The organism is Bifidobacterium margollesii, from assembly GCF_002860355.1.
GTDB lineage: Bacteria > Actinomycetota > Actinomycetes > Actinomycetales > Bifidobacteriaceae > Galliscardovia > Galliscardovia margollesii.
This window is the reverse complement of record NZ_NMWU01000018.1, coordinates 1-13,346: the sequence shown is the minus strand read 5'-3', so window position 1 is coordinate 13,346 and position 13,346 is coordinate 1. Positions and strand designations below refer to the sequence as shown.

The following is a 13,346-nucleotide window of genomic DNA, read 5'->3' as shown; positions in this document are numbered from 1 at the left end:
AGCGATATGCCAAGAAAGGAACTTCCCATGAACGGCCAAATACTCCTGCAAGGATGGACCATCATCCCCACGCCGCAAACCATGCAGCATAAAGCAGGCATCGCATTGCTGCCAATGTGCGGACGAATCAACGAAGCGCGCACGGTCGGTGACGATCGGCATATACTCGCCGCACAACTCATCGACGACATCCGCGCAGCCACCGGATTGGAATGGGACATCGCGACGGGCGACCGCTGGCCGGGATTCATCACCCTGACCATACTTGACAATCCCCATGCACACCCGTCCGGCTCGTATACGCTCGATGTCACCCCGGATGGCGTGACCGTCGCGGGCGTGGACTTCGAGGGCGTGCGCAACGGCGTGCAGACCCTGCGCCAGCTCATCCGCCAATGCGGCGCCGCCCTGCCCCTCCTGCACATCGAGGACCGGCCCGCCTTCGAAACGCGCGGCTACTACCTCGACGTCACCCGCGGGCGCGTCCCCACCCTCGACTGGCTCAAACACTGGGCCGACAAACTCTGCCTCTACAAGTACAACCAGCTCCAGCTCTACGTCGAACACACCTTCCGCTTCGACGGCATGAGCGAGACATGGCGCGGCTCCAGCCCGCTCGCCCCGCGCGACATCCTCGACCTCGACGACTACTGCGCCGAACGGGGCATCGAGCTGGTGCCGTCGGTCTCCACGTTCGGTCACCTCTACATGGCCCTGCGCACCCGGAGCCTGCGCGATCTCGGCGAGTTCCCCGAGACCGCCGACGAACCGTTCGGATTCATCGACCGCATGCGCCACCACACATTGAACATTAGCGACGAACGCGCCTTCACTCTGTCATGCCGGCTCATCGACGACTACCTGCAATTGTTCCGCTCCGACAAGTTCAACATCTGCGCCGACGAGACCTTCGACCTCGGCAGGGGTCGTTCCAAGACCTTCGCCGAGGAGATCGGCGTCGCCGCCATGTACGTCGACTACGTCACCCGCCTGTGCCGCCACCTCGAAGCCCAAGGCAAACAGCCGATGATGTGGGGCGACATCGCCCTCGAACACCCCGAGATCCTGGAGCGCCTCCCCGAAGCCGTCACCCTGCTCAACTGGCAGTACGACCCGCAGGTCACCGACGAGAAGGTCCGCACCGTCGCCCAATCCGGCGCCACACAGATCGTGTGCCCGGCCGTATGGTGCTGGAACGCGCTCCTGCCGCGCATCGACGACGCCTGGAACAACATCACCCGCATGGCCCGCTACGGCACGCAATACCAAGCGGCAGGCATGCTCGTCACCGACTGGGGCGACCTCGGCCACGTCAACGACCCGCGCATGGCCATCCCCGGCATGATCATCGGCGCACAGGAATCCTGGAACCCCGGGCGCATCCCCGACGAGACCGACATGCTCCGACGCATCTCCCGACTCGAATACCACGACGCCAGCGGAGAACTGCTTGATATCCTTGCTCGCGCAAGCCATGCGGCCTGCTTCCAATGGAACCACCTGATCACTTGGCTGGAACTTGATGACGGACGGGGCGGCGTCAACACCGGTGTCCTGCAAACCATCCCAGGACTGCTGCCGGAAAACGAACGACCAGACGATGTGATCCGCGCCCTTCAGGACGGAAGCCGGGCACCGTCACTTGTGGAATCCCGACGGATGCTGCTCCGCTATCTGAAGCACCACATCTCGCTCGGTGAAACCGCAGATCACCTTCTGCAGACCAGCGCCCGTCGAATCTCCGCGATCACCGCGACCGCAGGACCGCGAATCGCAGGAAACGCCGCTGAATTCCGCGTAGCCATCGAGGGGCAACGACTGTTGAACCGAGTTGGTCTCCAGCTTGCGTCCGATGTCGGGGTCATCGACTCTTTGCAGTCAAGTGCCGCATCTCAGCATGATGATACGGCGCGTCTTGCCGAAGCGCTGGAAATCTGGATGGAGGCGTATGCGGCGCAATGGAGTACTCTCAGCCGAGACTCCGAACTTCGTCGGCTGCAAGATACGGTGTGGGAGTTAACGGACTATCTGCGCTTCCAATCCGTCTGATGCTGCGATTGTGAGACTTCGACCAGTCAGAGACCGAAATGCCGTGAGGGACCAGATTCAGATCCCTCACGGCATTTCCTATATGAAGGTGAGTCACGTATCGCGATGGTGCATCACTTTGGTCTAGGACTCACGCCGCTGAATGTCGCTCATAAATGATTCGGCAAGCTCGTCAACCACTTGACTCTGATGTGAGGCGACGGTGAGCTGGTAGTACCGGATAGCCACCTTCTCACTGACGTGTCCCAATTGATTCATGACTTCCCGCAACGTTCCACCCTGAATCATGAGTAATGTTGCATGGCTGGCTCGTAATGCCTGGAATGTCAGATCAGGGCGTCCTGCTTTCAGCCGGGCCTTGGCGAACTGGCCGTCCAGCGTTGTCTGGGACATGATTCTTGCACGTTTGGGCACGAACACCGGCGAATCCGGTCGTGTCAGATCGCAGTAATCAGAAAGGTGCTGTCGAATAAGAGGAATCAGGGTATCCGGGATGTGTACGTTCCTGATGCTGGATTCCGTTTTCGTCTTACCGAATTGGAGATCCCCTCTGTCAGCGTCACCGCGATTCACGGAGTGCCGGACATGAAGTATCTGCCTGTTCAGATCGATGTCTTGCACCTGAAGCCCACATAGTTCACCACATCGCAGACCACCCACTAAAGTCGAGAGGAATACGGACAGTCTGGTGTAATCGGGCATGGCGTCAGCCAGCAGGATCAGTTCGGAAGGAGTCACCGGCGGTACATTGATGCGGGCGGGCTGTGGCGCTGGCGGAATATGGAATATGAAGGGATTGAAGGACAGCAATGGCTCCGAACCGTCCAATCCGCCACGGGTGGCTGACTCCAGTACCGCCTTCAGTCGCATGCATGAGCGTCGGAACGCCCACCGTCCTTCCGGGTGAGGCGCATCATACCAAGCCTTGATAATGGACGGAGTGATCTCGTTAAGCGGCAGGTCCCCAAGACTTGGCAAAAAATGGCCAATGTCCAGATAAAGATTGCGACGCGTGCCACCGGCGATACCATTGCCGTCGGGCAGCCGGTATTCCTCGGCCCATCGCATCACATAGTCGCGGAACAGCATATTGCGTTGTGTCCGGCTCTTTTCCGCGACGGCTTTTCGTCGGCTTCGTTCCGTTGGATGAACCCATTCGGCGATGCCGTTACGATGGAGACTGACAAGATACTTTTCGGCTTCCAACCACCTACGGGCTTCGAGCTCCTGATCCGGCTTGAACTGGCGTTGGACGCGTTTGCCAGGTTCTAATGGATTCGGATATCGAACCTGCCATGCGATTAGCATGCCGGTTCCGTCATAACGGGCCAGCACGGTTCCCCACTTGCTTCGCGGAGGCTTCTGCGGATGGTTTCCATGGGAATGCCTGATTTTCGGCATATTGATCTCCCTCGATCGCGAAAAGGCGCACCCTGCGTGCGCCTTGTGGGGAGATTGAAACCAAAAACCAGTGTAGGCAGATATGCTGAAAGAACCGTTGTTTGTTTTTGTCATCCAGAGATGACAAAAACAAACATAATCGGCCTTAAGCGGGTTATAGAAGCAGCTAGTTGTATCTCTCCCTTCCCGCGATTGACGTATTGCAAGTCATCTCTAGATGTCAATAACTCCTTTTCTGATTGCTTCTCTCTCGCTTGGGCAGAAGACTGAATCTTGCAAGATGAAGTCATAGGGCTTCGACACCTAGCAGAAAGGAAAGTAATTACCATCTAGTTTTTACGTATGCCTTTACACATTCCAAATTTCCCAACAAAAACAAAGGAGTAATCATGATTGTGCGAAAGAAATTTACGGCAATTGTCCTTGCGACAATTCTGGGTATAACTGGCATCGCATTGCCCTCTACCGCTTTTGCCGGCGGTCCGAATTATGGTCGCACATGGGAAAGCAGCATTGGCGGCATCAAGGTGAATGGCTATGTACAGATTCAGGCCTCCTATAATGATGGCGGGCGTCACGCGCGTCGCGGATATCAGCGCTTCACCCGACAGGCCGGCCCCAGTCTGGATACCGGACGCCTGTATACATCAGCTGCTTCCTATTCAGGAGACACTCAGGTTCGAAGCAGGACGGACTCCGTCTGGGATTCCGTATTGTGGGGCGATAAGTACGTCACGCACTATTACTGGGGCGTTGAATACTTCTGACGCATTTCTTATTGCACCCATCTAGAAATACCGTGATTGGAAAGATACGGAATGCTAAAAATTACCCATCATCTAAAGATTTTTTCTACATCCATTTGCGCAATATCGTTGCTGTTGGGTGTGTTGTCTTCGTTTCTTGCGTGGGCTGTGTACTGGAGCGTTCTTGATTGGCGTGGCTCGCAGTGGGGCATGTCCGATGCGCGGACGCAACTGGTGCTGACCGCTTCGGCGGATGCCGAGCACGACGACGGGAAGAATCTTGAGGCGACGCGTGATCTGGCCAGGTATCTTTCCGGTCACGGTATTTCCCTGTTGGAGGGTTCCGTGGGGGACGGTTGGCCGGCGATCGTGTTCCAGTCGTCGGGGTCCTCCATCGGATGGGCCGATGCGCTTCCGCGCGGATGCCGGGACATGGACAGTCGCATGGCTTGTGTGATCGAGTCGTCGTTCTCGGCCGGCCAATGGCGCGAGCATGGGGATGCCCCGCTGCTGCCCCAGGGGTTTTCCGTCGGCGGCGTCGCCAGGGTTCCGGGGGTGAACGTGGGCGGCAATCTGCAGTATGTGCTCCCGTTGGGGGCGGTTCCCTTGTTTCCCGGCAGCGTGTACGTGAACACGAGCGACCCGCAGCGGCTCCGGGAGATTTCGGATCTGTTCGCGCGCTGTGGCATGGACGTGACCCGGCCTCAGGCGCAGTCGTTGTGGTCGTCCCTTGCCGGGGATTCCTTCGTGGGCGTCACCTTGTTGTTCCTCGTACTGGCGTTGGTCTGCGCCTGCGTGTGCGTGACGACGATGGAGACGGCGAGGAAGGCCGACCTGCATGTCAGGCGATTGTTCGGTGCCACTGGCAGGCAGGTGTGGGCGGGCCGGGTGCGCGGGGCCGTTGCCTCGATTGTGACGGGCGTGCTGGCGGGAACCATGTTGAGTGCCGTGCTCATCACCGTGGTGTCGGGCAGGACCGGCATCGGCCCGGCTGTCGCGTTCGCCGCGGCCTTCATCGGCGGGACGGCCCTGACGGTGCTGGTGACGGGTCTGGCCGAATGGTTCGGCATACGATCGAATGACGAGGTGGAACGATGATCCATGAACTGATGACCGGCGTCCGTATGGGATTGAGGCGATGGGGATCGATCCTCGGCATCACGCTGCTCGTAGTCTTCGCAGGCAGCGTGTTCACGATGACGCTCAGCGACGTGCTGACCGAGTCCAGCGTGATCGGCGGCGAGGCCCGCCTGCGGGCCGCCGACGCGGTCACGTTCTCCCCGCAATACCTCCTGCAGTCCCCGAGCAAGACGGACCCCAAGGTGGCGGATGGCCTGCAGGACATGCTGGAACAGGGCAGGGCGTACTCCGCGATCATCAACAACATCGAGATCGACGATCCCGGGTTCGCCAACGGCATACCGACCATCATCCTGATGGGCAACGTCGACGACGTGTTCCCCCGATTGGGCTTGTGCTCCCACGCGCCCTGCGCGTCCATCGGCTACCGGGTGGACCGGGCGCAGGCGCCCGACAGCGTGCATATCGCCGGCACCGACGTCAAGGTAACCGGCACGCTACCGGCCTCGGCGGCCATATTCGACCCGAACACCGCCGGCATCAACCTGGACCGGTATCTCGTCATCCGGCTCGACCCGAGTTCGTTGAACCGGCTCAACGACATCGAACTCGAAGAGGCGGTGACCAAAACGGTCATGTTCAACCCGTCCCGGACCCGGCTCGACGAGTTCATCACGGGAAGCCGCGACGCCGGCCTGATACTCGTGCCACACCGATTGAACACGGAACAACCCCAACGGGACAAGGACCTCATCGTACGCGCACTGATGTACCTGCTCGGACTGTCCGCCTTCCTCACGCTCACCGTCATCGTGATCATCCAAACACTGTCCGTGACCCTCGCACGGGAACGGCCGTCGATGCTCGTCCGCCGGCTCTACGGCGCCACCGCCGTGGACGAGGCGATCCGCGTCGCCGGACTCATCCTCAGCATGCTGCTGCCCGCCACCGTGGTACTGGCATGCTTCCAGCTGATAGGGGAACCGGTGGCCACCGCATCCCGGACGATGATCGCCGTCATCCTCGTCATGGCGATCCCGATCTGGACGACCGCCGCGCGACGCGCAACCACACACATCCAATGAAAGAAGCACCGACCATGCCACAGACGACCATAGACGCCAGAAACCTGACCAAACGATACACGGACGGGCAGGCGCAGCTCCTCGCCGTGCACGACGTATCCCTGCACGCCTCGGCCGGGGAGTCGATCGCCATCATGGGACCGTCCGGATGCGGCAAATCCACCCTGCTGCGCATGATCGGACTGTCCATGAAACCCACCTCCGGCTCCCTGCTCCTGCAGGGGCGCCCGGCACCGGAAAACGACACGGACCGTTCCGCATGGCGCAACCGCATGTTCGGCTTCATCCCGCAGGACTACGCGATCCTCGAAGACGAACCGGCATGGGCCAACGTCGCCATCCCCATGGAATACGCGAACCCCCGGATCGGACGCGCCGAACGCCGGCAACGCGCCACGGCCGCACTGGAACAAGTCGGACTCGCCAGCAAGGCACGACGCATGCCCAGACAACTGTCCGGCGGCGAAAGACAACGCATCGCCATCGCCCGGGCGACCGTGATGCACCCGGCCATCATCATCGCCGACGAACCCACGGCCGCACTCGACACGCACACCGCCGACGTCATCATGACCATGCTCCTCGCGCAATGCAGGCAAGGCGCCACGCTCATCCTCGCCACGCACGACCCACGCGTCGCGGCCCAATGCGAAACCACCCTCACCATGCGGGACGGCGCGTTCCTCTGAAGGTTGTCACAAGGCGTCGGCCGAATCTACAGGAGATGATTTACCATGTGGCGAGTGTTTCGATGGCATCCAGTCCGTCCTGACGGTGTGGTTCGTCGAGGTTGTCCCAGTAGGGGGAATCCTCGGTGAGCTGGTCGCGCAGGAGTTTGATGCGTTTGCGGTCGGTACCACTGTGCAGGCGCATGAGTTCAGCGTCAGGGTCCGGGATGAGGGATACGAGCATGGCTGCATCATAGAGGTGACGGTCGCCGTAGCCGGCGTGATCGGCGCTGTATGCCGCGCTTTTGAGTATCAGTGCGCCGAGCAGGTCCGGGATACGGATTGTGACTTCAGTTCCGCTCTGGTCGTCGACGAGCCGGACCTGCATGCTGCGTTCCACGGCCTGAGCGCCGCCCGGCATGGACAGTACCGGCGTGCCGGCGATGGTCGCGTCGTTGCCGAGGAACTTGGGCAGGTGGTCGGCGACCAGCAGGTCCACGATATCGCCGTTCGGCGCGCTCATGCGGGTCGTGTATCCGGTCAGCGTGCCCGGCTGCGTCTCGAACCCGCGGGCGGCGAGGATACTGCGCAGTCTGGCGATGCCGCGTCGGTCCGTCATGAGATCGGCGAGCAGGTCGGCGTCGGTGGTAGGGCGTGCGGTCAATCCGCCCATGATGGCGTGCAACTGGACCATGAGCCCGCCCGTCAGCAGCCATGACTCCGAGATGTTCGCCGCGGCGACCGCGTACACGGTGCTCCACGGATGGCCCGTGCTGGGAATGTGGATTGTCGGAATCATGCCTGATGCTCCTTGCGATGATATTCATCGATCAGCCGTTGGAGGGTTTCCAGACCGGCGCGGCGTTCCCTCGGGTCGTTGGATTCGGCCAGGTCGGCCGCACATACGCCGAGAGGCATAGGGCCCTCACCGGCGGGAAGACCGTCGGTGACATGGAGCCGCACCCGAACCGGCGTCGTCCCCTGCTTCAGCCGGCATTGCCGAATGACGTCATCTAGAGCATCGGCGGTGACGTAGCCTTCCACCACGTTCGTGGCGGTCAATTGGAACGAGGCGGCCAATGCTCCGGTGGCGGCGGAGGGACGAATGAGGGCTTCGACCTTGGCGAGGTTGGAATCTCTGCACCAGTATTCGACCATCATTGCGCGCCGTCGGGTGAGACGAGTCAGATTCTCGGCATCCATCTGCCTCAGGTAGCCTTTGAGCCGGTACCGTTGCTGCCGGCCCAGCCATGGCGCGTCGAGCCCGCTAAGCATGTATAGTGCCCCGAACGCCATGTCCGGTGAATACGGGCGCCCGTCCGCCCCCTGCCACTGTGCTTGGCGGCGTACGGAATCCTCCGTGACCAGCGAGCCGCCTCCCACGGGAAACGATTCAAGCCGGCCGGCAGCGCGAAGCGCGCTGACCCGTCGTTCGCTCACTCCGAGTCGGCGGGCGGCTTCCCGCCGTGTGAGCAGCGTCCGATTCGTTCTGATAGCCATACCTCTATTGTATACAGAACTATTCCATATTGGGAATAGTTCTGTATACATCGGACGGCAGGACATCTCAATCCGTATTCGTCCATATGTGGTCATTGCGCTGCTTTGATGAAGTCTTCGGCGAGTTGGTTGACGATCTGGTTGCGGTGTCGGGCGACGATGCGCTGGTAGTGCTTGATGGCGACCTTCTCGCTGACGTGGCCGAGTTCGTCCATGACCTCCCTCAAGGTGCCGCCCTTGAGCATGAGCAGGGTCGCGTGACTCGCCCTCAGGGACTGGAAGGTCAGGTCGGGTCGGCCGGCTTTCTCCCTGGCTTTGCGGAACTGGGCCTCCAGGGTGGTCTGACTCATCACCGAGGCTCGTCTGGGGCGGAAGACCATGGCTTCCGGGTCCGTCCATTCGCAGTGCCTGAGCAGATGGTCGTGAATCAGGGGAACGAGACCGTCGGGGATGGGCACGGTGCGCCGGCTGGAGTCGGTCTTGGTCCTGGCGATGCGTGTCGAACCGCGATCCGCATAGCCCCTGTTGACGGAATGGCGCACGGTCAGGCGTTTGGCCTTCAGATCGATGTCCTTGACCTGCAGGCCGCACAGCTCGCCGCAACGGAGACCTCCGACGAGCGTGGCGAGTATCACCGCCAGTCTCGTGTAGTCGGGCATGTTCTCCGCGATCAGCTTGAGTTCCAGCGGCGTGACCGGCGGAACGTCCTCCCTGGCGGATCGTGGCGCTGGCGGTATGGGCAGGATGAACGGGTTGTCGCGGATCAGCGGCGGGGAGCCGTCCATGCTCATCTTCGTGGCGCTGGCGAACGCCGCCTTCAGGCGCATGCATGAGCGACGGAACGCCCATTGCCCCTCGGGGTGCGGTGCGTCGTACCAGCGTTTGATGTCCTTCGGCGTGATCTCGGTCAGGAGCTTGCCCTTGAAGCCCGGCATGAAGTGCGCGATGTCGAGATACAGGTTCCGGCGCGTGCCGCCGGCTATCCTCTCGCCGTTCGGCAGCCGGTATCCCTCCGCCCACCGGGTCACGTAATCCTCGAACGAGATAAGGCTCGCGCGCTTCCTGCGACGGCGTTCGGACGGATGGACCCATTCCTGGATGTTCTTGCGGTCCAGTTCCACCAGATGCCGCTCCTTTTCGAGCCACTGATGCGCCTCATGCTCCATGTCCGGCTTGAACTGACGCTGGACCTTCTTGCCCGGGCGCTTCGGGTCCGGGTAGCGCACCTGCCAGGCGATGAGATTGCCCGCGGCGTCGTAGCGCGGCGTCACGGTGCCGAATCTGCTCCGCCGCTCCGGCGACGGCCCCATACTGTCCTTCTTCGTCCTTGCGGACATGATGATGCTCCTTGTGCTGAATCCAGGATCGATGGCACGCATAACAGCCTCGGAAAAATGCCACCAAAAATGCCACCAAGTGGCCGAATGGGCTCTCGGCGAGCCATTGCACCTAAAAATGCACCTACGACACCTTAGGCCTTGCAATCATTGAGGTTTAGGATGATTCGATCACTCGTCACAGGTCGTTTCGACCATCAGCCGCATGAAGATGACGCTAAGGAGCAACACTGCTTGCGTGTCTATTGGAAGAAAGCGGGAACCGTTGCTATGATTGGTTTTGTAAGAAATGAAAGTGAATTTATTTGCCCCCGGAGTGGTGGATGTGGACCTGTACGACGCTGGGCCGTATCCCCCTCTCCGGGGGTACGAAAGCGATCGTGAGATCGGTTTCTGAGTAGTTCACTACTTGTGGCTCCGTAGCTCAGTTGGTTAGAGCGCCGCCCTGTCACGGCGGAGGTCGCCGGTTCAAGTCCGGTCGGAGTCGCTGGAATAAACGCAGACCCGGTTCATTCCGGGTTTTCGGTTATTCACTGGCTCTGTAGCTCAGTTGGTAGAGCGTACGACTGAAAATCGTGAGGTCAACGGATCGATGCCGTTCGGAGCCACCATCAAGCCCGCATTTCGCGGGCTTTTTCGTTTCCGCATCGGATCAGAGCTGGGTTTCGATCCAATCCACGATGTACGGGGCCACCTCTTCGATCTGATCAATGGCCACCTCAAACTCATGAGGACCGCCGTACCACGGATCCACCAGATCGATGACATCCTCACGACCGGGCTTCGGCTTGGGCAGGTTCGGATCGAAACTGCGATACATATGCACTTCCGCCCGCTTGCCGGTCGGCAACTGACGCAGCAACGCACGCATATGCGAAGCCGTCATCGGCAGGAACAGATCGGTCTCCTCAATCTCCCCTCGGGTGATCCGGTGGGCGAAATGATGCGCAGGAAGCTCGTATCCGCGCTCACGCAGCACCTTGACCGCCCGGCGGTCGATCGGATTGCCATGCTCCTCATCGCTCACGCCGCTGGACAGCACGCGCACCCGATCACCGAGCCCCCGCTCCTCGACCAGATGCCGCAGAATGATCTCCCCCATCGGGGATCGGCAGATATTGCCGGTGCATACGGTCATCACCGTGTAGAGATGGCCTTCATGCTGATGTCCGTACTGGTGATCGTCGGTCATACCTTACCTTTCACTATCATCCGATCGACATTCGATCGGCACTATTCGTTCAACGCCGAGCCCGCTCGTACTTCACGAATCGGTACCCGTTGATCCCCTCGGCCTTCTCCGGCTTCATCCAACCGGTTTCGGTGGCGACCTTCCACTCCCCGGCATGCACCAAAGCCGCAAGATCGGGGGCGAACGCATCGGCGTCGAAATCCGCGTCGATCTCGGTGACGAACGCCCGGGACGCGAACGGCAACGCCTGTTCGAAGATCTGCGCCCCGCCGATCACCCAGATCTCGTTGCGTTCGATGCCGTCGTCGGGAATCGACTCCTGACGGGCGAGATCAAGCGCATCGTCCAGCGAATCCACCACGGTGGCACCCGCCGCATGGTATTTTCCGTCACGGGAGATGACGATGTTGTCGCGATTGGGAAGCGGACGATACCGCTCCCCCAACGATTCCCAGGTCTTCCTTCCCATCACCACCGGATGAGAAATCGTCAGACTCTTGAAATGCTTCAGATCCTCGGAAAGATGCCACGGCATCGTTCCCTCGAAGCCGATCGCCCCTTCGCGACCATCCTTCGACCGGGCCTGCGCCCAGATGAGATTCACCACAATGGGCCGTAGATCATCGTCGTGAAGATCCTCGTTCTCCCATTCCTCTTCGTAGCGCCCGGCAATACCGGGCTTGGGTTCGTGATAGCCACTGCGACTACTATCATGCTCCATGATGCAAAACTCCTTACGCTGACAGTGTTCCTTATCGTAACCACGGTAGAGGACCGCCTGCCGCAGAAGCGGTAAGACACGGCCGACCGCAGTGATACGCGGCCGACCGGCACCGCTCGAGCCTGAATCACACGGCCACGGGAGCCTTGATCGCCGGATGATGGCGATAATCGATCAGGGAGAAATCCTCGTATCGGTAGTCGAACAGCGAATCGGCCTTGCGGATCTCAAGTTTCGGATACGGATACGGTTCGCGGGAAAGCTGTTCCAGCACCTGCTCGATGTGATTGTCGTACACATGGCAGTCGCCGCCGGTCCATACGAATTCCCCGGGCTCCAGACCTGCCTGCTGGGCCAGCATCAGCGTGAGCAGCGAATACGAGGCGATGTTGAACGGCACGCCGAGGAACATGTCGCAGCTGCGCTGGTACAGCTGGCAGCTGAGACGGCCGTCCGCCACATAGAACTGGAACAGCGCGTGGCACGGCGGCAGGGCCATGTGCTCCACTTCGGCCGGATTCCACGCGGAGACGATCATGCGACGGGAGTCGGGATGATTGCGGATCAGGTCGAGCACGTTGGCGATCTGGTCGATGGTGCGGTTCGGATCCTCCGGGGTCGGCGCGGGCCAGCTTCGCCACTGCACACCGTATATGGGACCGAGATCGCCGTTCTCGTCGGCCCATTCATCCCAGATATGCACATTGTGCTCCTGCAGCCAGCGGATGTTGCTCGATCCTTTGAGGAACCACAGCAGTTCGTAGGCCACGCCTTTGAAATACACGGTTTTCGTGGTGACCAGCGGGAAGGAGTCCTTCAGATCGAATCGCATCTGCTGGCCGAACAGGGAAACCGTACCCGTACCGGTGCGATCCGATTTCAGCGTGCCTTCGGCGAGGATTTTGCGGATCAGGTCCTCGTAGGGCGTGGGGATGTCCGTTTCGGGTCGAGCGGGGATGATGCTGCGGATATGTTCGAGTTGCTGTGCTGTCAATGCCATAGCCACCAGTGTATCGGCACTGCTGGGATTGTATCGGTATCCCCGGGTTCTAAATAGAAGCGCAACACCTGTCTAAGGTTGGAAGTGTTCAAGTCCACAACCGAAGAGAAAGTGCTGCGCCCATGACGAAAGTGTATTCCCACCTGTCGGCCGAGGAACGAGTCCGGATCGACGAACTGAGGAACCGAGAGGGGCTCGGCGTGCGCCAGATCGCCCTGAGGATCGGCCGGGACAAGTCCACGGTCAGCCGCGAGCTGAGGCGCGGCCTGTGGTTCGCGTCCAACGAGAACGACTCCTACCGTCCGTACAGGCCGAAACGCCTGAAGACGGGCGCATGGACCGCGCGCCCGTTCTACTCGGCCCTGACCGCGCAGCGCAAGGCCGAGACCCGCGCCCGCAGGTCGCGCAAGCCCCTGCGCATGGCGTACGACCCGCTGCTCTCCTGGGTGATGGACGCGCTGCGCAAGGGATGGACGCCGGAGCTGATCGAGGGACGGCTCAAAATCGAATGGCCCGACGACCCGCGCATGCGGATAAGCCACGAGTGCCTCTACCAGTGGATCTACG

13 protein-coding genes and 2 tRNA genes are annotated in these 13,346 nt (G+C 60.6%); 8 read left to right on the top strand and 7 right to left on the bottom strand.

Annotation, left to right across the window (positions count from 1 at the left end; all coding sequences use genetic code 11):
* The first annotated feature begins 27 nt into the window (after window positions 1-27).
* Entirely contained in the window at window positions 28-2,049 is a 2,022-nt protein-coding gene (locus Uis1B_RS05375) for a beta-N-acetylhexosaminidase (protein ID WP_101616317.1), read from the top strand.
* A gap of 123 nt (window positions 2,050-2,172) precedes the next feature.
* On the opposite strand, the gene Uis1B_RS05370 is transcribed toward Uis1B_RS05375, so the two are convergent.
* Entirely contained in the window at window positions 2,173-3,450 is a 1,278-nt protein-coding gene (locus Uis1B_RS05370; RefSeq protein WP_043164767.1) for a tyrosine-type recombinase/integrase, read from the bottom strand.
* 389 nt (window positions 3,451-3,839) lie between these two features.
* Between Uis1B_RS05370 and Uis1B_RS05365 the strand changes: the two genes are divergently transcribed.
* The 4 genes from Uis1B_RS05365 to Uis1B_RS05350 all read left to right on the top strand — a co-directional run bounded on the left by Uis1B_RS05365 (window position 3,840) and on the right by Uis1B_RS05350 (window position 7,050).
* Window positions 3,840-4,217 (top strand): hypothetical protein, encoded by a 378-nt coding sequence (locus Uis1B_RS05365; RefSeq protein ID WP_044089000.1) that lies wholly within the window; start codon window positions 3,840-3,842, stop codon window positions 4,215-4,217.
* A gap of 189 nt (window positions 4,218-4,406) precedes the next feature.
* Complete coding sequence (locus Uis1B_RS05360; protein WP_101616315.1) at window positions 4,407-5,294, top strand: ABC transporter permease family protein; 888 nt, start codon at window positions 4,407-4,409, stop codon at window positions 5,292-5,294.
* Entirely contained in the window at window positions 5,291-6,361 is a 1,071-nt protein-coding gene (locus Uis1B_RS05355; protein ID WP_043164763.1) for a hypothetical protein, read from the top strand. The genes Uis1B_RS05360 and Uis1B_RS05355 overlap by 4 nt, the downstream gene beginning before the upstream one ends.
* A gap of 14 nt (window positions 6,362-6,375) precedes the next feature.
* Complete coding sequence (locus Uis1B_RS05350) at window positions 6,376-7,050, top strand: ABC transporter ATP-binding protein (protein ID WP_101616313.1); 675 nt, start codon at window positions 6,376-6,378, stop codon at window positions 7,048-7,050.
* Between the two features lie 40 nt (window positions 7,051-7,090).
* Here the strand turns inward: Uis1B_RS05350 and Uis1B_RS12335 are convergent, their stop codons facing one another.
* The 3 genes from Uis1B_RS12335 to Uis1B_RS05335 form a co-directional block, all read right to left on the bottom strand.
* Complete coding sequence (locus Uis1B_RS12335; RefSeq protein ID WP_240540849.1) at window positions 7,091-7,828, bottom strand: hypothetical protein; 738 nt, start codon at window positions 7,826-7,828, stop codon at window positions 7,091-7,093.
* Window positions 7,825-8,529: a helix-turn-helix domain-containing protein gene (locus Uis1B_RS12330; protein WP_223849697.1), complete on the bottom strand. Its 705-nt coding sequence runs from the start codon at window positions 8,527-8,529 to the stop codon at window positions 7,825-7,827. Before Uis1B_RS12330 ends, Uis1B_RS12335 begins: the two co-directional genes overlap by 4 nt.
* Window positions 8,530-8,621: 92 nt before the next feature.
* Complete coding sequence (locus Uis1B_RS05335; RefSeq protein ID WP_055427638.1) at window positions 8,622-9,866, bottom strand: tyrosine-type recombinase/integrase; 1,245 nt, start codon at window positions 9,864-9,866, stop codon at window positions 8,622-8,624.
* A gap of 413 nt (window positions 9,867-10,279) precedes the next feature.
* On the opposite strand from Uis1B_RS05335, the gene Uis1B_RS05330 reads away from it, so the two are divergent.
* Both Uis1B_RS05330 and Uis1B_RS05325 read left to right on the top strand, forming a co-directional pair.
* Window positions 10,280-10,353, top strand: a tRNA-Asp gene (locus tag Uis1B_RS05330).
* A 48-nt stretch (window positions 10,354-10,401) separates the two neighbouring features.
* Window positions 10,402-10,477 (top strand) — tRNA-Phe (locus Uis1B_RS05325).
* A 41-nt stretch (window positions 10,478-10,518) separates the two neighbouring features.
* Here the strand turns inward: Uis1B_RS05325 and Uis1B_RS05320 are convergent.
* The 3 genes from Uis1B_RS05320 to Uis1B_RS05310 form a co-directional block, all read right to left on the bottom strand.
* Entirely contained in the window at window positions 10,519-11,058 is a 540-nt protein-coding gene (locus Uis1B_RS05320) for a low molecular weight protein-tyrosine-phosphatase (protein ID WP_101616311.1), read from the bottom strand.
* Between the two features lie 49 nt (window positions 11,059-11,107).
* A complete protein-coding gene (locus Uis1B_RS05315; RefSeq protein ID WP_101616310.1) occupies window positions 11,108-11,779 on the bottom strand; it encodes a dihydrofolate reductase in 672 nt (223 codons plus the stop codon).
* A 127-nt stretch (window positions 11,780-11,906) separates the two neighbouring features.
* On the bottom strand, window positions 11,907-12,779 hold the full coding sequence (locus Uis1B_RS05310; RefSeq protein ID WP_101616308.1) for a thymidylate synthase: 873 nt from the start codon (window positions 12,777-12,779) through the stop codon (window positions 11,907-11,909).
* Window positions 12,780-12,901: 122 nt separating this feature from the next.
* Here Uis1B_RS05310 and Uis1B_RS05305 point away from each other — a divergent pair.
* On the top strand, window positions 12,902-13,346 hold a 445-nt coding region (locus Uis1B_RS05305; protein ID WP_133124847.1), incomplete at its 3' end, for a helix-turn-helix domain-containing protein.